General features: G+C 56.9%; 18 protein-coding genes and 1 tRNA gene. 11 read left to right on the forward strand and 8 right to left on the reverse strand.

The features are described 5' to 3' along the window. Positions 1-1,005 (reverse strand): M23 family metallopeptidase, encoded by a 1,005-nt coding sequence (locus tag LARV_RS09610; protein ID WP_075073435.1) that lies wholly within the window; start codon positions 1,003-1,005, stop codon positions 1-3. After that, positions 1,005-2,555 (reverse strand): glutamate formimidoyltransferase, encoded by a 1,551-nt coding sequence (gene ftcD, locus LARV_RS09615; protein WP_075073436.1) that lies wholly within the window; start codon positions 2,553-2,555, stop codon positions 1,005-1,007. The genes LARV_RS09610 and ftcD overlap by 1 nt, the downstream gene beginning before the upstream one ends. Before the next feature lie 70 nt (positions 2,556-2,625). On the opposite strand from ftcD, the gene LARV_RS09620 reads away from it, so the two are divergent. The 7 genes from LARV_RS09620 (at position 2,626) to LARV_RS20590 (ending at position 10,859) form a co-directional block, all read left to right on the forward strand. Continuing rightward, on the forward strand, positions 2,626-3,303 hold the full coding sequence (locus tag LARV_RS09620; protein ID WP_075073437.1) for an SOS response-associated peptidase: 678 nt from the start codon (positions 2,626-2,628) through the stop codon (positions 3,301-3,303). A 47-nt stretch (positions 3,304-3,350) separates the two neighbouring features. Continuing rightward, positions 3,351-3,425, forward strand: a tRNA-Glu gene (locus LARV_RS09625). Positions 3,426-4,015: 590 nt separating this feature from the next. After that, positions 4,016-5,851, forward strand: coding sequence for an ATP-binding cassette domain-containing protein (locus tag LARV_RS09630; protein WP_075073438.1), 1,836 nt, complete (start codon positions 4,016-4,018; stop codon positions 5,849-5,851). A 154-nt stretch (positions 5,852-6,005) separates the two neighbouring features. Further along, positions 6,006-6,872: a DegV family protein gene (locus LARV_RS09635; protein WP_075073439.1), complete on the forward strand. Its 867-nt coding sequence runs from the start codon at positions 6,006-6,008 to the stop codon at positions 6,870-6,872. 186 nt (positions 6,873-7,058) lie between these two features. Next, positions 7,059-8,207 (forward strand): phosphate/phosphite/phosphonate ABC transporter substrate-binding protein, encoded by a 1,149-nt coding sequence (locus LARV_RS09640; RefSeq protein ID WP_075073440.1) that lies wholly within the window; start codon positions 7,059-7,061, stop codon positions 8,205-8,207. 73 nt (positions 8,208-8,280) lie between these two features. Beyond that, positions 8,281-9,036 carry a phosphonate ABC transporter ATP-binding protein gene (gene phnC, locus LARV_RS09645; protein WP_075073441.1) on the forward strand — a complete coding sequence of 252 codons (756 nt, stop codon included), beginning with the start codon at positions 8,281-8,283 and terminating at the stop codon, positions 9,034-9,036. An 11-nt stretch (positions 9,037-9,047) separates the two neighbouring features. Then, positions 9,048-10,859 carry a PhnE/PtxC family ABC transporter permease gene (locus LARV_RS20590; protein ID WP_075073442.1) on the forward strand — a complete coding sequence of 604 codons (1,812 nt, stop codon included), beginning with the start codon at positions 9,048-9,050 and terminating at the stop codon, positions 10,857-10,859. 114 nt (positions 10,860-10,973) lie between these two features. On the opposite strand, the gene LARV_RS09655 is transcribed toward LARV_RS20590, so the two are convergent. The 4 genes from LARV_RS09655 to LARV_RS09670 all read right to left on the reverse strand — a co-directional run bounded on the left by LARV_RS09655 (position 10,974) and on the right by LARV_RS09670 (position 13,922). Continuing rightward, complete coding sequence (locus tag LARV_RS09655; protein ID WP_075073443.1) at positions 10,974-11,324, reverse strand: DsrE family protein; 351 nt, start codon at positions 11,322-11,324, stop codon at positions 10,974-10,976. Positions 11,325-11,564: 240 nt separating this feature from the next. Then, on the reverse strand, positions 11,565-12,248 hold the full coding sequence (gene rsmI / locus LARV_RS09660; protein WP_075073444.1) for a 16S rRNA (cytidine(1402)-2'-O)-methyltransferase: 684 nt from the start codon (positions 12,246-12,248) through the stop codon (positions 11,565-11,567). A 4-nt stretch (positions 12,249-12,252) separates the two neighbouring features. Further along, positions 12,253-13,098, reverse strand: a complete 846-nt coding sequence (locus LARV_RS09665) for a metal ABC transporter permease (RefSeq protein ID WP_075073445.1) — start codon at positions 13,096-13,098, stop codon at positions 12,253-12,255. Then, on the reverse strand, positions 13,095-13,922 hold the full coding sequence (locus LARV_RS09670; protein ID WP_075073446.1) for a metal ABC transporter ATP-binding protein: 828 nt from the start codon (positions 13,920-13,922) through the stop codon (positions 13,095-13,097). Before LARV_RS09670 ends, LARV_RS09665 begins: the two co-directional genes overlap by 4 nt. Before the next feature lie 202 nt (positions 13,923-14,124). Here LARV_RS09670 and murJ point away from each other — a divergent pair, with 202 nt between their 5' ends. From murJ to LARV_RS09690, 4 genes are read left to right on the forward strand one after another with little or no spacing between them, the layout of a single operon-like run. Then, complete coding sequence (murJ, locus tag LARV_RS09675; protein WP_075073447.1) at positions 14,125-15,669, forward strand: murein biosynthesis integral membrane protein MurJ; 1,545 nt, start codon at positions 14,125-14,127, stop codon at positions 15,667-15,669. 18 nt (positions 15,670-15,687) lie between these two features. Beyond that, entirely contained in the window at positions 15,688-16,788 is a 1,101-nt protein-coding gene (locus LARV_RS09680; protein ID WP_075073448.1) for a tetratricopeptide repeat protein, read from the forward strand. Then, positions 16,785-17,303: a CopD family protein gene (locus tag LARV_RS09685; RefSeq protein ID WP_075073449.1), complete on the forward strand. Its 519-nt coding sequence runs from the start codon at positions 16,785-16,787 to the stop codon at positions 17,301-17,303. The genes LARV_RS09680 and LARV_RS09685 overlap by 4 nt, the downstream gene beginning before the upstream one ends. Before the next feature lie 57 nt (positions 17,304-17,360). Then, positions 17,361-18,533 (forward strand): hypothetical protein, encoded by a 1,173-nt coding sequence (locus tag LARV_RS09690; RefSeq protein ID WP_152031766.1) that lies wholly within the window; start codon positions 17,361-17,363, stop codon positions 18,531-18,533. Between the two features lie 18 nt (positions 18,534-18,551). Here the strand turns inward: LARV_RS09690 and rimO are convergent, their stop codons facing one another. Together rimO and LARV_RS09700 are read right to left on the reverse strand one after the other, a co-directional pair. After that, positions 18,552-19,889, reverse strand: coding sequence for a 30S ribosomal protein S12 methylthiotransferase RimO (gene rimO, locus LARV_RS09695; protein ID WP_075073451.1), 1,338 nt, complete (start codon positions 19,887-19,889; stop codon positions 18,552-18,554). A 6-nt stretch (positions 19,890-19,895) separates the two neighbouring features. After that, the gene (locus LARV_RS09700; protein ID WP_075073452.1) at positions 19,896-21,419 is read right to left on the reverse strand and encodes a helix-turn-helix domain-containing protein; all 1,524 of its coding nucleotides are present in this window, start codon (positions 21,417-21,419) and stop codon (positions 19,896-19,898) included. Positions 21,420-21,498 lie beyond the last annotated feature (79 nt).

The following is a 21,498-nucleotide window of genomic DNA, read 5'->3' on the forward strand; positions in this document are numbered from 1 at the left end:
TTAGTTCTCCACTTGCAAGGATAAATAGGTTAATTGTCCGGCGGAAAGCGTGACGAAGCGTTCGATGAGCCGTCCATCATACACGAAGGAAATTCGATAGCGGCCGGGTTCCAGGTCGCCCAGTACAAAATTTTCCTGCCAGGCCGGGTCGGAAGAAACCCCGGCCGTGTAGGTCTCGAGGTAATAGCGTTGTGGGGCCGAATTTTCAGGTAGGTCCGCCCGTTCGGCGACGAGTTGAGCGGTCGGAAGGAGTTGGCCGTTTTGATCGATGATCTGCCCGGCCAATACGGCCAGCCGGGCGCCGTCCGTACCGGCGAGCGGGGTGAGGAACAGGAATGGATTGCGTGTAGCCGTATAATCCGTCGGGGTGGTGCGGACCTCGAAATGTAAATGACTTCCGATCGCGCTGCCGGACATGCCGACTTTGGCGATGACCTGACCCGCCTGCACGGACGTCCCCGATTGCACATCGATTTCCGAGAGGTGGGCGTAAAGGGTATAGAAGGGTTCTCCGCGTGGAGTGGCGTGTTCCAGAACGACCAGGTTTCCGTAGAAGTTCGTCCAGGGGGCAAAAGCGGTGCTCGCATCGTTGCCGGCATAGACCACCCGGCCGTCCGCGGCCGCCAGGACCGGCGTGCCCGTGGCATTGTAGAATTCGACGCCGCTGTGTGGAATCCGCTTGCCGTTTTGCGAAGATCCGTACAGATAGCTGTTATCCGCATGCTGCTCGGCCGGTGGATCGACCGGGCGCTGGAGCCAGAAATCGCCGTCCAGCGTACACGAATCCACCCTGCAATCCGATGGGTTCAAAGGCATGGGTTGCAGGGTGGGTTCGATCGTGGCTGTGACCGTCGCAGTTGCTGTGACGGTCGGTTGAGGAATCGGGGTGTTCGTCGAGATGGGGGATGGAGATGCAGCGGCCCGGGTCGCAATATCGACCGGAGAACAGGCTGCCAGAACCATCAACAACCCCAGGGTTACCCATCCCGCTGAATGGCGCATCATCAGCCGAGAGAAATTCCGCCGCGCTCGACCAGGACTTTGTGCATCAATCCTTCTTGTTCGGTGGAACTGGTTTCCAAAATGCGGAGCTGGTTTTTCAAATCGACAACAGCCTTTTCATCCTCCAGGCTGAGCAGATTGGTGCGAACGTTGTATGCAGCGCAGGTCAGCGCGGCATGTGCCAGCGCGGAAGCTGAGCCGGCGTCGGTAATGGCATTGAGATTGCCGTCGGCGGCAGCCTGAAGCGCCAGTTTTTGAACGTCCAGGGCTTTCCCGGCAACCTTCAACGGAACCTGCGCGGCCAGCAATGTGGCGGCCTGCACGGCCTGAGCCCGGGCGGTTTGCTGTTCGGGGGTGTCTTTGGGCAGCTTGAAGGCGGCCATGACGGCGTCGAAGGCCGCGCAATCCTCGTCGACTGCCTGAGCTAATTCAGTGCGCAGCGATTCAGCCTGTTCCACCAGCGCCCACATCTGGTCTTTCACCGCTTCGTATTTCTTCTTGGTCAATGTGCCCCGACCGACCATGGCAACCAGGGCCGCTGCAGCCGCGCCGGTGTGAGCCGCGGCCGCGCCGCCGCCGGGGGTCGGGGTGGAAGAAGCGAGCTGATCGATAAAATCAGGCTGTTGCGCGGCTGCAGCCGCCTGAGTTGGGGAGCGCAGCAATTCATACAACCGTGATTCGAGAATTTGATCGGGTTGGAAATCATCCAATTGCAAATACCAGATGGCCGCGTTGGTCAGCGCATCCTGCGGCAGCAGGCCGACCAGTTCGGAGTGGTGGATCCCCACGCCGTACCGCGCGGCTTCGCGGCGGACGAATTCCACCACCCGCGCCACCGGCGTCTGATGATAATTGGTCAGGTTCATCGAAACCTGGGCCCGGCCCTCCACCATGACGCCCATGGCTTTGACATACCGCAGACCGCCGTTGGAGTGGCGCACGGCCTTGGCAATTTTCTGGGCAATGCTGACCTCGTTGGTGGTCAGGTAAACGTTGAACGCAATCAAGGGCGCGCGAGCACCGATGACGGTCGCGCCGGCGGGACCGACCTTGTGCGGGCCGAAATCAGGATCCCGGGCCGGATTCACGCCCATTTCTTCTTTCAGGGCTTCATACTGTCCGTGGCGAATATTCTCCAGGTTCTGGTGTTCGGGTTTGGTCGCGGCGTCTTCGTATAAATAGACGGGAATGCTCAACTCGTCGCCAACGCGTTTGCCCAGGCGGCGCGCCATTTCGACGCATTCCTGCATCGTGAAATCGGTGATGGGCACGAAGGGAACGACGTCCGTGGCGCCGATGCGCGGGTGCGCGCCGGTGTGCTGGTTGAGGTCGATCAACTGGGCCGCGCGGGCAATGCCCTGATAGGCGGCTTCTTCCACCGCCGCCGGCGACCCAACGAAGGTCAGAACGGTCCGGTTATGGTCCAGGTCAGAATGGCGGTCGAGAACGTGAACACCCTGCACATCGGTGATGGCGGCCAGGATGGATTCGACCACTTCCGGCCGGCGGGCTTCAGAAAAATTGGGGATACATTCAACCAGGGGGGAAGGCATGCAAACCTCTCAATCTTGGAATAAGCCCATTATAATCTTAATAAGAGGATCGTATGAAAAAGGAGGAGCGATGTGCGGACGTTTCACCCTGTTTTTGGCAGCCGATGACCTGCGTGAAGAACTGGAATTGAATGCGGTTCCGGTCGATTGGGCGCCGCGTTACAATGTGGCTCCGACCCAGCCCGTGCTGGCGGTTACGGACCCGACTGAGCGGGATGCGACCTGGATGCGCTGGGGGCTGGTGCCTTCCTGGGCCAAGGATCTTTCGATTGGCAACCGCATGATCAACGCGCGCGCCGAGACCCTGGCGGAAAAACCTTCCTTCCGGACGGCGTTTGCCCAGCGGCGCTGCCTGATACCGGCCAATGGATTTTACGAATGGCAAAAGAGCGGCACCGAAAAAGGGCCATCCCAGCCGTATTTCATCTCGCTGCGCGAGGGACGGGCGTTTGCCTTTGCCGGATTGTGGGAAGTGTGGCATTCACCCGAAGGCGAGGAGGTGAAGAGCTGCACCATTATCACCACCACGCCCAACGCGCGCATGGAGCAGATTCACGACCGTATGCCGGTGATCCTGACCGGCGAAAGAATGTGGAACTGGTTGGGTTGGAACGACCCCAGGCAGCTCGCCGGATTACTGGCGCCCTACCCGGCCGAAGAAATGCAGGCCGTACGCGTCAGCCGCAAGGTGAACGATCCAAACCTGGATGTTCCGGACCTGGTGCAGCCCGGGAGTCATGAGTTTTGACCAAAATCCTTGACGCTGGCGTCGCATCTGGTAAAATACTTCTCGCCGCCCCCATGGTCTAGCGGTTAGGACACAGCCCTTTCAAGGCTATAACTCGAGTTCGAGTCTCGATGGGGGCACCAATCTAGAACTGCGCAAGCAGTTCTATTGCGTTAAGAAGCCCTTTCATACCATCGAGGTACGTATGCTATAACTCGAGTTCGACCTGCGCCCGCAGTTGCGAGTTCGCTTTTAAAAAATTCAGATTTCCTGAAGATCAAACCCTCACCCCCAACCCCTCTCCCTCCGAGGGAGAGGGGCACCAGGTCGATGCGAGAATGATTACAAATTCGGGTGAGGGTGCACTCTGTGAATGAAACGTTTCTCATTTTCTGACCCCAACCCCTCTCCCTTCGAGGGAGAGGGGCTCCAGGCCGATGTGAGGATGATTACAAATTCGGGTGAGGGTGCACTCTGTGAATGAAACGTTTCGCATTTCCTGACCCCAACCCTTCTCCCTCCGAGGGAGAGGGGCTCCAGACCGATGCGAGAATGATTACAAATTCGGGTGAGGGTGCACTCTGTGAATGAAACGTTTCTCATTTCCTGGCGATTTGGCGGCTAATTGGCAGGGGCGCCGCGATCTTTTTTATTGGAGGCTTCGCGCGGATTATCCCTATTCCACGATTGCTGAAAGCATAGTATATTACCTCGCGCGAAGGAAAATGCAAACATGGCTTTGATCAGTCTGCAAGAGGTGAGCCTGGGATTTGGCGGGCCGCTTCTATTGGAAAACATCAATTTACAGGTAGAACAGGGCGAGAGAATCGGGCTGTTGGGACTCAACGGCGTGGGCAAATCGACCCTGTTGAAAATGATTCACGGGGATCTGGAACCGGACAGCGGCAGCCTGGTGCGGCAGCAGAAACTGCGATCCGCCTATTTACCTCAAGAAGTGCCCCAGGATCTATCGGGCATGGTCTATGAGATCGTTGCTTCGGGGTTGAATGATCTGGCCGAACAGAATGAGGATGCCTGGCAGCAGCAGCTCCAGGTCGATCAGGTCATTTCACGCATGCAATTGGACCCGCAGGCGCGGTTTGAAATCCTATCCGCGGGGATGAAACGGCGGGTGCTGCTGGGGCGTGGGCTGGCGCGCAACCCCGATTTGCTTCTATTGGATGAACCGACCAATCACCTGGATATCGATTCGATCAACTGGTTGGAGGATTTCCTGGCGCACTGGGTGGGAACGCTGCTCTTCGTCACGCACGACCGGACTTTTCTGCAAAAAATGGCCTCGCGGATTGTCGAGCTGGACCGCGGACGGCTGTTCGATTGGAATTGTAACTATGCCACCTTCCTGCAGCGTAAAGAGGTCATGCTCAACGCCGAGACGGAGCAGAATCTCCTCTTCGACAAGAAACTGGCCCAGGAAGAACAGTGGATTCGGAGGGGAATCGAGGCCAGACGGACGCGCAACGAAGGCCGGGTGCGGGCTTTGAAGCGCCTGCGCGAAATTCGCCGGGAGCGACGTGAACAACCCGGAAAGGTGCGCATGCAGATCCAGGAAGAACGCCGGTCTGGAAACCTGGTGATCGAAGCGGAGCACATCCGTTATGCCTATGAAGGGCGCGACATCCTGCGCGATTTTTCCACCACCATTCGGCGCGGCGATAAAGTCGGGATCATCGGACCGAATGGGTCGGGGAAAACCACCCTGCTGCGGTTGCTGATGGGCGAGCTTGCCCCGCTGGCGGGCGAGGTCAACCTGGGAACCAACCTGGAGATCGCCTATTTCGACCAGCTGCGCGGGCAGTTGGATGAAAACCGTTCCGTGCTGGACAACGTTGGAGAGGGACGGGATACCATCGTCGTCAACGGTAAATCGCGCAATATCGTCGGATATCTGGAAGATTTCCTCTTTTCCCCGGATCGGGTTCATGCGCCGATCAGTGCATTGTCCGGCGGCGAGCGCAACCGACTGCTGCTGGCGCGCCTGTTTGCCCATCCGGCCAACCTGCTGGTCCTGGATGAACCGACCAACGATCTGGACATCGAAACGTTGGAAATTTTGGAAGACCTGCTCCTGGCCTACAGCGGAACGCTCCTGCTGGTCAGTCACGATCGGGCCTTTCTGAATAACCTGGTGACCAGTACGATTTCTCTGGATGGCGCCGGCAACGCGAAAGAAACCGTCGGCGGTTACGATGACTGGCTGCGCCAGAGCCAGGAAGAAACCGTCCGACAAGCAGAGGAAAAGGTCAGAAAGACCCCCGCAGCCGCGAAAGCCGCCCCCCAATCGAACGCTGCCCGCCCGCAACGCCTGTCCTATAAGGAGCAGCGCGCTCTCGACAGTCTGAAACAGGAGCTGGCCGACCTTCCGGGGCGCATCGAGGCATTGGAAGCGGAACAACACCGTCTGAGCGCCGCGATGGCCAATCCGGCTTTCTACCAACGCGACAACGCCGAAATCACCCGGGATGTCGGCCGACTTCATGAATTGGAAGTGGAGTTGGCTCAAGTCTACCAACGCTGGGAGGATCTCGAGTCTGAGTTGGGGGAATAGGTGCTGCCAGAAGCTTGATCGATTCAGGCAGCGCGATCGTGATTTCACTTTATGACCGAATTATGACCCCGGGTGTGACCGAAGATACCCATGCGCAACTGCCTGGCTTGATAGAATTCGTACTGGAAATTGATCTTTACATTTGAGGGTAATAATGGTTCAGAACAAAGTGGCCTTGATTTCGGACAGCACCTGCGATATTCCATGGGAGTGGCGCAACAAGTACGATATTGCGGTCGTTCCATTGAACATTATTTTCGGTGAGCAGCAGTACAAGGATGGCATCGAACTCACCGCCGACCAGTTTTACCAGATGCTGCCGGGCACGAAGTACTTTCCCAGCACGTCCCAACCCTCTCCCAACGATTTTCTGATGGCCTATCAGGCCGCGGCCAGGAAGGGTTACGAAGAGGCGCTGGTCATCACCATCAGTTCGGCCATGAGCGGCACCATCAACTCGGCCCGTGAAGCGGCAGCCGTGTCGCCGATTCCGGTGCGGGTCATGGATGGGAAGAACAATTCCATGGGATTGGGCTGGCAGGTGATCGCGGCAGCCCGCGCCCGCGAAGCCGGCGGCGATGGACCTGCCATGCTCAAAGTCGCCGAAAGAGTCCGAGATAACATGGTTTATTTCATATCCCTCGACACGCTCGAATTCATTGCCAAGGGCGGGCGGATCGGCAGCGCCACCAAATTTCTGGAATCCATCATCAAGATCAAACCCTTGATTTCCGTCAATTCAAAGACCGGTTCGGTCGTCCCTTCCATTCCAGCGCATTCGCGCCACAATGCCATCGAGGGGCTGTATAAAGAATTCTTCAACCACATCGATACTCACCTGCCGATGCACATCACCGTTTTACATAATTCAGCTCTCGAGGAAGCCCAGGCGCTGGCCGAGCGGGTGAAAGCGGAATATTCACCGGTGGAATTGTTCATCTCCACCACGTCACCGATTCTGGGAACGCATACCGGGCCGCGCGCCTTGGCTTTATGCGGGTATGCGTTGGCCGATCAATAGATCCACCGTCGCCGGGAGACGTAACGCTAAAAAGGTAATAATTGGCGGCATAATCCCGAATAAAATCATCATTAATGTGAGTATATATACTTGTTAGTTAGTTATTTAACTATATAATCTTCCTGTATGTAGACCGGACAGGAGATTGCCTGTCCGACATCCATCTACCCTTTACAGGAGGAAGCAATGTCCAAGCGCTCGTTGTTCATCGTACTGGCGGTGATCCTCGTCGGATCGCTGCTGCTGACCGCCTGCGGAACTCCCGCTACTCAGGCGCCGGCAGCTACCGAAGCGCCAGCAGCCACGGAAGCCCCCCAACCCACTGAGGCTCCGACCGCCACGGAAGCCCCTCTACCTGCGGTAGGAACTCCGGATCATCCGATCAAGGTCCTGTTCGTTCCGTCAGTCGATGCCAATGTTATTACCACCGGCGGTAAAGTGATGGCCGACGCCCTCAACCAGGCCACAGGCCTGACCTTCGAAGTGAGCGTTCCCACATCCTACGCCGCCACCATCGAAGAAATGTGCGCTTCACCGACCGACACGATGGCTTTCATCCCCGGCCTTGGCTATGCTCTGGCCAGCCAGTTATGCGGCGTCGATGTTGCCTTCAAAGCTGTCCGCTATGACTTCCCTGTTTACTGGGCTGAGTTCATCGTCCCTCGCGATAGCGATATCAAGACCCTCGATGATTTGAACGGCAAGAAGTGGGGTTACGGGGATGTCGGTTCCACCTCCGGCTATATGGTCCCGCTGGTCATGTTCAAGGATAAGGGCATCACCCCCGGTGAAGAAGTTCAGACCGGCGGTCATAATCAGACCGTGACGGCCGTCTACAACGGCGAAGTCGACTTCGGTACGGTTTTCTACAGCGTTCCTTTGAATCCCGATGGCAAAGTAGCCTTCACCTATCAGGATTACGTGGATGGCAAGGTTACCGACGCCATGTACGAAGTGCCCGCGGAAACCATTCCCAACTGCGCCCCGGATGCCGAAGGTAAAAAACTGATGTGCGATGGCTGGCGCGTTCTGGATGCCCGCGCCAATATCCGCGCCGAAGCCCCGGATGTAGTCCAGAAGGTTCGCATTCTGGCCATTTCCCCGGCCATCCCCAATGACACGATGGCTTTTGGCCCCGAATTCCCGGCTGATGTACGCGCAAAGATCGAGACCGCGCTGCTGGACTTCTCCAAGACGGAAGCCTGGTCGACCTCCATCGGCAGCTCCGATTTCTACGGTTGGACCGGCATTGAAACCGCAACCGACGCCGAATACGATTTCGTTCGCCAGATGGTCGAAGCGACCGGCCTGACGCTCGAAGGGTTGGGCGAATAATTAATCCGCTTTTACAGGATCTGGGCAGGCCTTTCCCTGCCCAGATTTATTATCCATTGGACACGTCCCAATCATGCTAAAAATTCAAAACCTCACGAAAATTTACACCCCTGCCAATGTCCGGGCTCTGGATGAAGTCTCATTTGAGGTTCCAAGGGGACAATTCCTGGCCGTGATCGGCCTGAGCGGTTCGGGAAAATCCACGCTTTTACGCTGCATCAACCGATTGGTCGAACCAACCTCCGGCCAAATCCTGCTGGATGATCAGGATGTTACCGCTGCAAACAATGAAGAGTTGCGGCGCATCCGGCGCAAGATTGGTATGGTGTTTCAGCATTTCAATCTTGTCCATCGTTCTTCCGTGATCACCAACGTTCTGGCCGGCCGTCTGGGCTATCTGAATCCAGCCTGGAGTCTCATCAACCGTTTTCCGCGGGCGGATATCGAAAATGCCAAAAGACAACTGGAACGCGTCGGCATCGGCGATAAGGCCTACCAACGGGCAGACAACCTGAGCGGCGGACAACAGCAGCGGGTGGGAATCGCGCGGGCTTTGATGCAGGATCCTGAACTCATTCTGGCGGACGAACCGGTTGCCAGTCTCGATCCGGTTCTGGCGCACAGTGCAATGCAGATTTTGCAAAAAATCAACCAGGAGGACGGTGTAACCGTACTTTGCAGCCTGCATTTCCTGGATCTTGTGCACCGATACGCAGATCGCGTCATCGCGTTGAATGCCGGTCGGATGGTTTTCGATGGTTTGCCTGGAGAAATCGACGACGCACGATTTAAAGAAATCTATGGCAAGGACGCGGAACGCGTTGGTTAAGGAGTTCAGGGATGCCCAAAAAGCGTAGCTTCTTTAAATCGTTATTATTAGGCGTTTGTATCATCGTCGCCCTGGTCATTTATGCTTACGGCTTTCAGGTCACGAAGGTCAACCTGGATGAAACACGCGACCCGAAACGTCAAACCCAGTTGACGCGCATCATTCGCGCCTTGGCAAGGCCGGATGTCCTCGAATACGATAAAAAGGAATTTACCGTATCATTGCCGGTCTATGTCCCATGCCCTGAGAGTGCCGCCGCCACCAACAGCCAACCCGAAGGTGCCTATCTGGTGATGACACCCGCTTGCGCCGACGCCGGTTCAGAGGTGATGATCGAGGGATTTAATTTTGCAGCCAATTCGACGGGCCCCTTGAATTTCGTGCCGCCCAGTGGCGTTTCGCTGCAAATGACCACGATTCAAACGGACGCAAATGGCCACTTCAGCGTCACGGCCAAATTGCCCAAACGCCCGGACACCCAGGTCCAGGAAATTCGAGTCATCACCCGTCAGAATATCGGAACGCCGCATTTTAGTCAGAATGCAATCGATACCTGGGACAAGATCATCGAGACGGTTTTCATGGCGTTGTTGGCGACGACCCTGGGTATTCTCATCGCGATTCCAGCCAGTTTTTTGGCCGCGCGCAATATCATGACGCCGATTACCAGCCCGTTCACAAGCGTGGCGCTGGCGATCCTTGTGCTGCCGGTCGGTTTGTACGGCGGCTGGCAGATTTCAACCTGGATGATGGACCTCAATCAGAGTTTGACGTCCAATATCTGGATCGATATTGCGTTCTTACTTCTGCTACCCTTGCTGATCTGGTACGGCATCCGCTGGGCGATTCCACCTGAAGAAGTCAGCAAACCGAAATTGGGCATGCGCATCGCCAGAATTGTCGCGATGGCCATACTGGCGATGGTTGGAATTCTCGTCCTGTATTTGCTCTCCAGCCTAGCCATTCGGATTGGGGATGCGCTGGTCAAGCCGTTGCAGGCGATGGGCTTTCTGGGAAAATTCGTGGCCAGCCTGGGAGATATCCTGAGCTTCAGCATCAGTGTCATCACGGCCCTGATCTGCGCCGGAATCCTGGGCAGCCTGGCCGGCAGGCTGGGCCAAGCGATCGTCGAACACACCTCCACCAAAGTCAATCGGGCGTTGAACCTTGCCCTGGGAGCTACCGCTGGAGCAACTTTCCTGGCTTTACTTGGCGCGGGTATCGATTGGCTGTACCAAATCGAGAATCCCACGTTCACCCTGCTGATTCCGGCAGTGGTGGGTGGAATTGGCGGATTGATCACGGCCATGGTTCTTTCGCGTAACGCGACCCTGCCGATCGGTTTCGTGATCTATTCGCTGACTCGAACGTTATTCAACGGGTTGCGTTCGATCGAATCGCTGGTGATGGTCATCGTATTTGCCGTTTGGGTGGGGATTGGTCCGTTCGCGGGCGTGCTCGCGCTGGCCTTGCATACCATCGCATCCAATGCCAAGCTGTATTCGGAACAGGTCGAAGCCATCATGGCCGGCCCATTGGAAGCGGTCACGGCCACCGGCGCCAATCGCATCCAGACCATCATCTACGCAGTGATCCCCCAGATCATCCCGCCGTACATTTCATACACCATGTACCGTTGGGATATCAATGTGCGTATGTCCACCATCATCGGTTTTGCGGGCGGCGGTGGTATTGGTTTCTTGCTGCAGCAGAATATCAATTTGCTCAACTACCGTGCGGCCAGCGCACAGATGCTCGCCATCGCCATTGTGGTCGCCAGCATGGATTATTTGAGTTCGAAGTTACGCGAAAAGGCGATTTAGATCCTCAAAGCACCACGCCGATCCGCTGCGACCTGCGCGTTGAGATTTGCCGGGATTTCCAGTAAAGTGCCTGGATAATCGAAGCAATACTCAACCTGCAGGTCGTTTGGGTGTTTAGAGCGAAATGACTTTGCCGGCCCGGCGCTGGGCCTCGAGGATGTCGGTCATGCCGCCGACCAAGCCGACTTTGACCTGATCGATGAGATTGTAGTAGTTCAGGCAGGTGCTGCACGCCACCAGACGCACGCCTTTATTTTCCAGAGATTTCAGGGTGTCGATCACGGGCGAGCCATCGGTCACCAGTCGAACGCCGTTTCCGTAGAAACAAATGACAGCCGGGAGAACGTTGTTTTCATCCAATAATTTGAAATAAGTGGTTACCAATTTTTGCTGCAAGGCGGGTTCGGCGTCTCCCATGCCGTAACGGGTAAGGAGCAGGACGGTTTCGGAATCGGGTAAGGACATTGCGGCCTCGGTTTTCAAAAATTTAATGGGAATAAGCTACTCAGACTTTGAGTATTTTACCATCGAACCCAAAAATCCAACCAAATGTATATTTGCATGGTTTGATTCCATACATTCCGATCGATCGAGTGCTCGCATTCCGTTGGCGGTGAAAATGGGGATTTACCGACAGCAACCGGAAAGTGTGCAATTTTCAGGTCTATGAGCAGACCGGCATGTGCAAGGGGAAAAAAGACCCGGCTAGGCGCCGGGTGAATGAACCACGAGGATGAATTCGGCTTTGCGCGGTCCAACCCGTTTGCGAATTTCGTCCAGACGGCCGCGCAGGATGGTTTCTGAGGAAAGGGTGATATCCATGGCCAGTGTGATGCGCTGTCCGCTGCCGAACACTTTGGTGACATCATCCAGGACGGCCCCCAGTCGGTAGGGGGTGTCCATGATGACCAGCGCCATTTTCAGGTAGCGCAGCGATTCGAGATATTTACGGCGTTGGTTGGGGTCGCGCGGCAGAAAACCCGCAAAGATGAAGCGTTCCAGCTTGAAATCCAGTACCGAGAGCGCCGCCATGAGCGAGGATGGACCCGGAATGGGCACCACCGGCAGCTCCATTATGCTGATCTGCTGGACGAGGAATGAACCCGGGTCGGCGAAGACCGGCGTTCCGCAGTCCGATATCAACGCGAACGATTCGCCCTTGGCAATGCGAACCACCAGATCGGCGGCTTTTTCATGCTCGTTGTGCTCGTTGAGGAGGATCAATTCCTTGGCAGGAATTTCCAGCCTTTTCAGTAAAGTGGTGCCAATGCGCGCCTCTTCGCAAATGATGCCGTCAACCTTACGCAGCGTTTCGATTGCGCGCAGCGTGATGTCGCCCATGTCGCCGATCGGGGTGGCTACAATATACAGGCAGCCGGTTTGAGCCATAGGATTACCTCCGCAGTGCATGCAGCCGCTGCCAGGCCCAGCCTTTTTGCGGCGCAAAGAAGAAAGCCAGTAAGAAGAAGACCGTGGCTACCAACACGATGGCAGATCCGGAAACGATATTGAGATAGTAGCTCAGGTACAGGCCCACAATACTGGAAACGACCCCGATGCCGGCCGCGATCGCCATCATCGGCGCCAGGCGGCGGGTGAGCAGATAGGCGGTGGCGCCGGGCGTGACCAGCATGGCAGCCACCAGCCCGATACCGACGGTTTGCATCGAGACCACGATCGTCAAGGCCAGCAGCACGAGCAGCAAATTGCTCAGCAGGCCGACCGGCAGGCGCAGGGTTCTGGCCATCACGGGGTCGAAGGAGATGACGAAGAACGGGCGGAACAACAGCACCACCGCCAGCAGCACAATCAGGGTGAGGGCAGCGATGAGCAATAGGTCATTTGGGCCAACCCCCAGCACATTACCAAAAATGATATGGCTGAGGTCGACGGCGTAGGATCGGATACTCGAGATCAAGGCCACACCCAGCGCCAGGGCCGCCGAAAAGAGAATGCCGATCGCAGTATCTTCGCGCACCGTCCCACCGTGGGTAAAGAAGCCGATCGCCAGTGCAACCAGAATGGCGGCAATCAATGCGCCGACCAGCAGGTTGCCGTTGACCAGATAAGCGATTGCCACACCGGGCAGAATGGCATGCGCCAGCGCGTCCCCCAGAAAGGCCATGGAGCGCAGCACAACATAACAGCCGATGACCGCACAGAGCAGCCCGACCAGCACGGCAGCAATCATGCCGCGTTGCATGAAGGCATATTGAAGCGGCATCAACAATCCGTTCATGCTGTCTCCTCGGGATGGATATGTTCGTGTTCGTCACCCGGGCAGCAATGATCGACGACAACGAGGTTGTCCAGGATCAGGGCCTGCTTGCCAAAAGCAGCGGTGATGTTTTCAGGTGTAAATACCTGTTCGCGCGTACCGTATGCGATCAGGCGGCGTTTGAGCAGCAGGATGCGTTCGAAGCGCTCGGCGGCCATGTTCAAATCATGCGTCGAAACCAGCACGGTTACGCCGCGCGCATGGAGATCTTCCAGCAGGTTAAGGGTGACCTCCTGGGTGGAAATATCCACACCTGTAAAGGGCTCGTCCATCAACAGAATATGGGGCTCCTGCGCCAGGGCGCGCGCCAGAAACACGCGCTGCTGCTGGCCCCCGGAAAGTTCGCTGATCGAACGTTTGGCCAGTTTGGAGATGCCCATCTGGGTCATGCTGCGGCTGACGGCTTCGTGATCCGCCTCGCCGGGCTTGCCAAGCCAACCGTAATCGTTGAAGCGCCCCATCATGACCACTTCTTCAACGATGACCGGAAAGTGCCAGTCCACTTCTTCGCGTTGCGGAATGTAAGCCACGCAGTCCTTGTGCTGCCCAAGAGGTAACCCATGAATGCGAATTTGTCCCTTGCGCAGCGGCAGCAGCCCGACCAGCGCCTTGAACAGGGTCGATTTGCCTGCGCCATTGGGTCCAACCACCGCCACCTGCGCGCCGTGAGGTACTTCGAAACTCAAATCTTCGAGGATTGGGTGACCGTTATAGGCAACAACGATATTCTCCAGCTCCAGGCGAGCCGGTTCTTTTTGAATAGGATCGTGACTTTGCTTTTTCATCTATACCTTTCCAAGCGATCCATATTTTACCTCATCCAGAGCGTCAAAATGCTTAATTCTTGTGAATACCTTTTTTTGTGCTATATTTACGCCATCTGACACGAAACACTGAGGAGTGCATGATGAGCGTTTCACCCACTGAAATTCATCCTGTGCTGCAGGCAGCCGTGAGTCCATTGATGATATTGGATGTGGCTCAAGGATGAAGAAATTAAAGTTTTCACACCTCACTCGCGTTACCCTGTTGTTGGCTGTTTTTTTTGGCATCGATAAAATCGTTGCTTTCGCACGTCTCATTATTGTAGCGCGCCAGTTTGGACTGTCGCATGAATTGGACGCGTTCAACGTCGCCAACAACCTGCCGGATATGCTCTTTGCGTTGATCTCCGGTGGGGCGCTGGCCATGGCGTTCATTCCCGTGCTGACGGAGATGCTCACAAAACAGGGCCGGTCGCAGGCCTGGGATCTATTCAGCCGGATTGCGAACCTGGCTTTCCTGGTGACGGCGGGCTTTTCGATCCTCATCGCCATTTTCGCCGAACCGCTGGTGAGCTGGCGACTGGGCATTGCGCCGGGTTTCAACGACCAGCAGCAAAGACTGGTGGCCGAGTTGATGCGCTTGAACCTGATTGCCACGCTGATTTTTTCATTGAGCGGGCTGGTGATTGCCGGCTTGCAGGCCAACCAGCATTTCCTCCTGCCGGCCATCGCGCCCGTCTTATACAACCTCGGGCAAATCTTCGGCGCCCTGGTGCTGGCGCCGGAAAAAGGTTTGACCCTCGGTCCGGTAACGCTGCCGGCTTTCGGACTGGGCGTACATGGCCTGGTGTATGGCGTTATTTTGGGGGCAGCGCTGCATCTTGCCATCCAGATTCCCGGCCTGATTCGGTACGGCTTCCGGTGGACGCCGAAGATCGGCTTGAAAACGGAGGCTGTACGTAAGGTGCTGCTTCTGTTGGGACCGCGCCTTGTGACCATGTTTTTCATCCAGTTGACCTTCATCGTCCGTGATAATCTGGCTTCGCGCCTGGAAGCAGGTTCGCCTTCGGTATTGACTTATGGCTGGATGATCATGCAGGTGCCTGAAACGTTGATTGGCACCGCCATCGCCACCGCCATGCTGCCCTCGCTGGCCGAAATGGTTGCCAGACAGGATTGGGTGACTTTCCGCGCCACCATCGAGCGCGCGGTGCAGGTGCTGATGGCTCTGACCTTGCCGGTTGCGGCCGTACTCGCGGCGGGTTTGAGGCCGTTGTTAAGCCTGGCCTTCGGTTTCGATGTCGCCGGGACGGACCTTCTGTTGTGGGTGACACGCGCGTATTTATTGGGATTGTTTGGTCAATGTCTCAAAGAGGTGGCGGTGCGCACCTTCTACGCCCAACAGGACGCGATTACCCCGCTCTGGACGGCCGGCGTGAACCTGGCGTTGTATGCCCTGGTGGGCAGCCAGTTCTATCGGATCGTGGGCGCGGCCGGCATCAGTTTGGGAGATGCGGTTGCATTCACATTTGAAGCTTTACTGCTGATGTGGCTGTTCACCCGCAGACAACAGGTCAGATTTACACTTGCTCCGGCGTTGGTCCGCGCACTGGCGGCTGCGGTGCTGGGAGGCGGAGTGGCGTATCTACTGGTCAACCTGAACCTTCCTGGACCTCAGGCACTGGGCGCCCTGCTGGCCATGGCCGCCGGTGTTTTGGTGGCACTGCCGGTGGTTTGGAAAGAGCTCAGGCTTCTCGTTCAGTTATAGTACGGTATAATGGGCGCTATGACGATGCAAAATAATGACGATACACTGCCGGCGGAATCACCGGAAAATCAATCTGAAGGCAAAAAAACATCCCGTCCGCGTCGCGGAAAATGGATATGGCTGGGAATCTTGATCCTGATCCTGGGAGCAGCCGCTGGCGGGTGGCTGGGTTATTCTTCGGGCATTCGCGCCAGAAAAGCCATGGAAATCAATCAACTTACAGCCGTAACGACAACCCAATTCGAACTGGGCCTGGCGGACATAACAGATGGCCATCTGGCGATGGCTCAGCAGCGTTTCGAGTATGTATTGAGCCTCGATCCGACGTTCCCGGGAGCGTCGGATAAACTGGCTGAGGTCATGATCAAACAGGCTCAGGTTTCGACCGTTACGCCAATGCCTTCGCCCACGGTTTCGCCGACCCCTGACTTGCGGGGCGTCGAGGAAATCTACAATCAGGCGGTCGAGCAGGTCAAGAACAAGCAATGGGCGCAAGCTTTCGATTCATTGCAGGCGCTGCGCAACGAAGATGCGACATACAAAGCAGTCGATGTGGATGGATTGTATTATGTCGTTCTGCGTTATCGCGGCGTCGAAATGATCCTGAATGAGGGCAACCTGGAAGGCGGCATTTACGACTTGACCCTGGCCGAGAAATTTGCTCCGATCGATGCGGATGCGAACAGTTATCGTACCTGGGCGCGCTACTATTTGAATGGCGCGAGTTACTGGGGCATCGATTGGGGTCAGGTGGTGAGCATTTTCTCGGAAATCTATCCGGCATTTCCGAATTTGCGGGACGGCTCGGGGATGACCGCCACAGAACGCTATCGCTTGGCGGCTGTGAAGTACGGCGATCAATTGATGCTGCAGGAAGATTACTGCAAGGCGCAAGAAATGTATCAACTGGCGCTCGACCTTTCACCCGATCCGGTGGTTCAGCCAACCGCCGATGAAGCCGGCCGGAGATGTTCAGAGGGCAATGCGCCGACTGCGCAGCCTCAACCGGGCGTGACGGTAACACCATCGCCCACCACTGAAGTATCCCCGACCGAAACGCCGACGGTGGAAACCCCCTCTGTAGAAACGACGACCGAAGTGCCATTGCCGACTCCATGACAGTGGTAATTCCCACCTGGGCGCTGACCTTGGCTTACGGGTTGCATATGCTGGCAACCGTAGTCTGGGTTGGCGGCCTGGCAGGGATGGCTGTATTGGTGCTTCCGGCCGCTCGAAAGACCCTGTCGCCTGAAACGTATCTTTCGTTCCTGGGATCACTGCAGGAGCGTTTGCAGCGTGTGGGTTGGATGTGCCTGATCGTGTTGATCGCGACGGGGATGTTTCAAATGAGCGCTTCCCCGAATTACCAGGGTTTTTTGGCGATTACCAATTCATGGGCGTTGGCGATTCTCATCAAACACATCGCAGTCGGCGGCATGGTGCTGGTGAGCGCTTATCTCACCTGGGGTTTGGCGCCGGAATTGCAGCGGCTGGCCCTGCGCCGGATGAAGAATGGCCTTGTGAATGAAGAAGAAGCGGAAAAATTGCGCCGCAGGGAACAAATCCTTTACTGGCTCAACCTCGGGTTGGCTATTGGGGTGCTTGCGCTGACTGCCTGGGCGCGGTCTATTTAATAGAGAAAGTCTGCAAAAGTGGGTTGGAAAGATCAGCGAGCCAGGATCTGGCTTTTGGTGTTCTCGGTCATTACGGTGAGTGCGATCGCGTTTATCCTCCGGCATCACGCGGTCGATAATCTGCCGAATGACTACGATGAGTGGGTGTATCTGACAGCGGGCCGAAATTACGCGAGCGCAATTCAAAACGGCGATTGGCAGGCGATTCTCAATTCCCCTCAAAATTACGAACACCCTATTTTTAATAAGCTGGTGTATGCCTTTGGCATACTGGATCTGGACCTGACTCCGGTCGATAACGGCAATTACCTGGTCAACCAGACCTGTTACGGGGCCGCGGCATGCAGGTTGCAGGACCGTGCCCGGTGGATATCGACCGGTTTCGGTGTTCTGGCGGCGGGTTTACTGGCTCTGGTGAGCCCGCTGGCCGGCCTGTTATTGGCGGTGCATACGTTCGCGGTGAAATATACCAGCGTCGTCTACCTGGAAGCCCTGCCCGCCTGTACATCGTTGGTCGCTGTGCTGGCTTATGCGCACTGGTTGAATTCCTTCATAGGGAAAGATGAAAACCGCAGATGGGGAAAGATCGGCTGGCTGGCGTTATCCGCGCTGATGCTGGGCGTTTCGGCTGCTTCCAAGTATCTTTATGCCGTGGTGGGTATTGTCATCGTTCTGCATTTTCTCCTGTATTCCCTGTTGCGGCGTCAATTCCGTATTCGAAAATTGCTCCCACTGGCAGCCTGGGGAATCGGCGCGCTGGTGATATTCTTCCTGTGCGATCCTTACCTCTGGCCGGATCCGATTCACCGCTTACGAGAATCGCTTTCTTTCAACGTGGCATTTTCCCAGGGGGATTATGTCAACTCGTATCCGTATCCCTTCTGGCAGCCCTTGCGCTGGTTGTCAAGATCAGTGACGACCTTCAAAGCCCGGTATATCCCGCAACTACCGGGGAATTTTCCGGTTGCGCTGGATGGTTGGATTTTGTGGCTGGCCATACTGGGCTTCCCACGTCTGGTTTATAAACGCCCGCTCTATGCCCTCTGGTTTGGGGTGGGGATGGCCTTTCTGTTGGTGTGGACGACGAAGTGGCCGCAGTACGTGCTGATCGTGCTTGCGCCGTGGTGCTTCTCGGCCGGGGAAGGCCTGGTGACCCTTTTCTGGTTGGGGCGGTTCGCCCTGGGTGGAAATAAAGAAAAACCGGCGAATCAATCGCCGGTCCTTGAATAACGAGTTTTTGGCGGCACTTCACGCCGGTTGGGGGATTACACTGCCGGTCAGGTCGTGAACCAGCGCGCCGGTCACCATGACCGGAACGATTTTTCCGATTTGGGCGTCACCCTCGGCGAACACCATGCCGTCGATCTCAGGCGCATCCCGGTAGGAGCGGCCGACTGCCACGCCATTCTGGATGCCCTCGACCAGCACCGGCAGAGTCTTGCCGACCAGGGTCTGGTTACGGGACAGGGAAATGGTCTCCTGCAGGTGCATCAAACGCGCAATGCGTTCCTCTTTGACTTCCGTGGGAATGGGATCTCCCAACAGCTCGCTGGTGGTGCCCGGTTCGAAGGAGAATGGGAAGACGCCCACGCGGTCGAATTTGATCTCCTGGATGAAATCCAACAGGGTCTGGAATTCCTCTTCGGTTTCGCCCGGATAACCGATGATGAAGGTGGTTCGCAGGGCCAGATCCGGCATGGCGGCGCGCATATTCTCCACCGTCTTGAAGACCCAATCCACGTTCGCCGGGCGGCGCATGCGTTTGAGTGTTTCGGGGTGGGCATGCTGGAGCGGCATATCCAGGTAATGCAGCACCTGGGGCGTGTTGGCCATGAGTTCGATCAGGCGATCCGTGACATAACCCGGATAGGCGTACAAAATGCGCAGCCAGGGGAGTGCTGGTGCGGCGTGGGTAATTTGCTCGATCAACGTGGCCAGCCCGTCCTGCAGTCCCAGATCGTGACCGTAATCCGTCGTATCCTGGGCAATGAGGATCAACTCCTGCAAACCAGAATCCTGCAACAATCTGGCTTCGCGGGCGATGATTTCAGGCGGGCGGCTGACAGCCGTGCCCTTGATGAGCGGAATGGAACAATAGGCGCACGGACGCCGGCAGCCGTCGGCGATCTTGAGGTAGGCGCTCGGGCCCTGGCGTGAGACGCGCAGAACACCATGCTCATCCGTGCCCACGGTGGGCGCATCCGGCAGGTGATAAAGCGTCCTGGGTGGCTGGGTGCGCAGTTGCTGGACGACATCCAGAATGTCCATCCAACGCCGGGTCCCGATAATGCCGTCGACGCCCGGAACCTGCGCCACCACCTCTTCGCGGTAGCGTTCGGTCAGGCAGCCGGCCGCGATGAGAAACTGCCCGCGGCGTTTCTTGTGGGCCAGTTTGCGCAGCTCGGAAATGGATTCGTCCCGGGCCGGTTTGATGAAACCGCAGGTGTTGACGATCAGGATACCGGCCTGGGAGGGTTTCTCGACGGGCTGATAACCGGCTTGCATCAGCAGCGAGGCCATGGATTCGGAATCCACGGTATTTTTCGCGCATCCAAGGGATACCAGGTAAAAGGATTTATCGTTCATCTAAACTCATGGAACAAAAGGTGTAATCGTCGGGGTCGGCAGCGTGGCCGTGGGTTGCAGGGTCAGCGTGGCTTCCTGAGTCGGCGTGGGTGTCGCGGTGAAGGCAGGCGTGGGGGTGATCATGCTATCGGCCAGGAAAATTAAATCGACGACCTGTCCGACGCTGCCCAGGATACCCAGATCGTCCTGGTTATAGACGACCTGTAGCCCGGCGGCGTTGCCGGTGAGCAATTCGATCTTCTCACTGCCCGAGTAGGGATAGGCATTTCCTGGAATGACGCGACCACTGAAGGCGACCTTCCCATCAATGGTAATTTTCATCCAGGCGCGCTGGATGGCAACCACATTCACCTGAATGGGGGAATTGCTGTTCGGCAATTGGGTCCCTTCTTCAACCGCCGTCCCCATGATGGCAGTCGGGTTGGTCAGGCCCAATGGGATGGGGGTGGTTTGGGTTGGCGCCAGAGTGGCCGTGATGCTGGGTTCGCTGGTTTCGAGCAAAACTTCGGAAAGCGGCCGGGTGGTGGGTTCGACATCGCTGGCGCTGAGCGAGGTAATGCGAGAGGCCGCCCAGATGACGAATACCACCAGGACGATGATCAGGCTGCCAATCACCATCAAATCCGGGGTGATAAAGCGCGCAAGTGATTCCAGGCGGGTGGCCGGAGCCTTGGCGCGCGACGCCGGGGTATGAGAATCAGGAGAGATGGGCTGCTTGCCCAGGGTGGGCAACGGGCGGCTGGCAATGGGCCGGCTGGCGCGGGGTTGCGTGGCCGGTTGCAATTCGATCCGCCGCGCTTGAAGCGCGTCAGCAAATCGACTGAGCAAAACGTCGACGTCCAGATTCAGGAATTCAGCGTAATTGCTGAGCATGCCGCGTCCCTGAACCGCGGAAGGCAGGTCATCGATGCGGCCGGCTTCCAGCGCACGCAGGTAATGCTGGCGCAATTTGGTGTAGTGCTCGACATCGCTGATCGACAGACTGATCGATTCCCGCCGCTGGCGCAGCGTATTGCCGATCTCGGACAGGATGGCATCGGAGTTCTGGGTGGGAGGGGCATCCGGCCTTTCGACATGCGGGCTGACCTGAATGATCTCCCCGGCGTCCGGCGCAGGTTCACTTTCGGCGGGTTCCTCTTCGACCTGTCCTTCAACCTCTTCTTCAGCGCCGGTTGTTTGCGCGGCCGGCTCGACCGGCTCTTCTTCGACTTCATCTGTCGTGGGTTCGAGAGGGTGAATATCCGCTGCCGGTATCTCTTCGACCGGGAGCGGAACTGCCTCCGGGATCGTCTCAACAGGCGTACGTCCTTCCCATTGGTCAAGCAGCGTCTGCACCGGCAGGCCAAGGTAATCGGCATAGAGGCGTAAGAAACCGCGTCCCTGAACCGCCGATGGAAGCTGGTCGCGTTGGTCGCCCTCCAGCGCCTTCAGGTAATGGATGCGGACGCGAGTAACCTGGGCCGCCTGTTCGAGGCTCAGTCCGCGGTCTTCACGCGCTTGTTTGAGTTGTTCACCTATGGTTTGTGGCATATCTTTCGCCAATTGTAGCATGCAATAATAAAACCGGCCGGGCAGCGGAAATGCTGCCTCGGCCGGTTATGGATCGATA

Source organism: Longilinea arvoryzae, assembly GCF_001050235.1.
Classification (GTDB): domain Bacteria; phylum Chloroflexota; class Anaerolineae; order Anaerolineales; family Anaerolineaceae; genus Longilinea; species Longilinea arvoryzae.

Excerpts from the sequence above, each read along its gene's own strand:
- LARV_RS09685 (WP_075073449.1), top strand. The coding sequence starts at position 16,785 with ATGACAGTGGTAATTCCCACCTGGGCGCTGACCTTGGCTTACGGGTTG.
- LARV_RS09665 (WP_075073445.1), bottom strand. The coding sequence starts at position 13,098 with ATGAACGGATTGTTGATGCCGCTTCAATATGCCTTCATGCAACGCGGC.
- LARV_RS09670 (WP_075073446.1), bottom strand. The coding sequence starts at position 13,922 with ATGAAAAAGCAAAGTCACGATCCTATTCAAAAAGAACCGGCTCGCCTG.
- LARV_RS09640 (WP_075073440.1), top strand. The coding sequence starts at position 7,059 with ATGTCCAAGCGCTCGTTGTTCATCGTACTGGCGGTGATCCTCGTCGGA.
- phnC (WP_075073441.1), top strand. The coding sequence starts at position 8,281 with ATGCTAAAAATTCAAAACCTCACGAAAATTTACACCCCTGCCAATGTC.
- LARV_RS09655 (WP_075073443.1), bottom strand. The coding sequence starts at position 11,324 with ATGTCCTTACCCGATTCCGAAACCGTCCTGCTCCTTACCCGTTACGGC.
- LARV_RS09610 (WP_075073435.1), bottom strand. The coding sequence starts at position 1,005 with ATGATGCGCCATTCAGCGGGATGGGTAACCCTGGGGTTGTTGATGGTT.
- LARV_RS09700 (WP_075073452.1), bottom strand. The coding sequence starts at position 21,419 with ATGCCACAAACCATAGGTGAACAACTCAAACAAGCGCGTGAAGACCGC.
- LARV_RS09630 (WP_075073438.1), top strand. The coding sequence starts at position 4,016 with ATGGCTTTGATCAGTCTGCAAGAGGTGAGCCTGGGATTTGGCGGGCCG.
- LARV_RS20590 (WP_075073442.1), top strand. The coding sequence starts at position 9,048 with ATGCCCAAAAAGCGTAGCTTCTTTAAATCGTTATTATTAGGCGTTTGT.
- ftcD (WP_075073436.1), bottom strand. The coding sequence starts at position 2,555 with ATGCCTTCCCCCCTGGTTGAATGTATCCCCAATTTTTCTGAAGCCCGC.
- LARV_RS09680 (WP_075073448.1), top strand. The coding sequence starts at position 15,688 with ATGACGATGCAAAATAATGACGATACACTGCCGGCGGAATCACCGGAA.
- rsmI (WP_075073444.1), bottom strand. The coding sequence starts at position 12,248 with ATGGCTCAAACCGGCTGCCTGTATATTGTAGCCACCCCGATCGGCGAC.
- murJ (WP_075073447.1), top strand. The coding sequence starts at position 14,125 with ATGAAGAAATTAAAGTTTTCACACCTCACTCGCGTTACCCTGTTGTTG.
- LARV_RS09635 (WP_075073439.1), top strand. The coding sequence starts at position 6,006 with ATGGTTCAGAACAAAGTGGCCTTGATTTCGGACAGCACCTGCGATATT.
- rimO (WP_075073451.1), bottom strand. The coding sequence starts at position 19,889 with ATGAACGATAAATCCTTTTACCTGGTATCCCTTGGATGCGCGAAAAAT.
- LARV_RS09620 (WP_075073437.1), top strand. The coding sequence starts at position 2,626 with ATGTGCGGACGTTTCACCCTGTTTTTGGCAGCCGATGACCTGCGTGAA.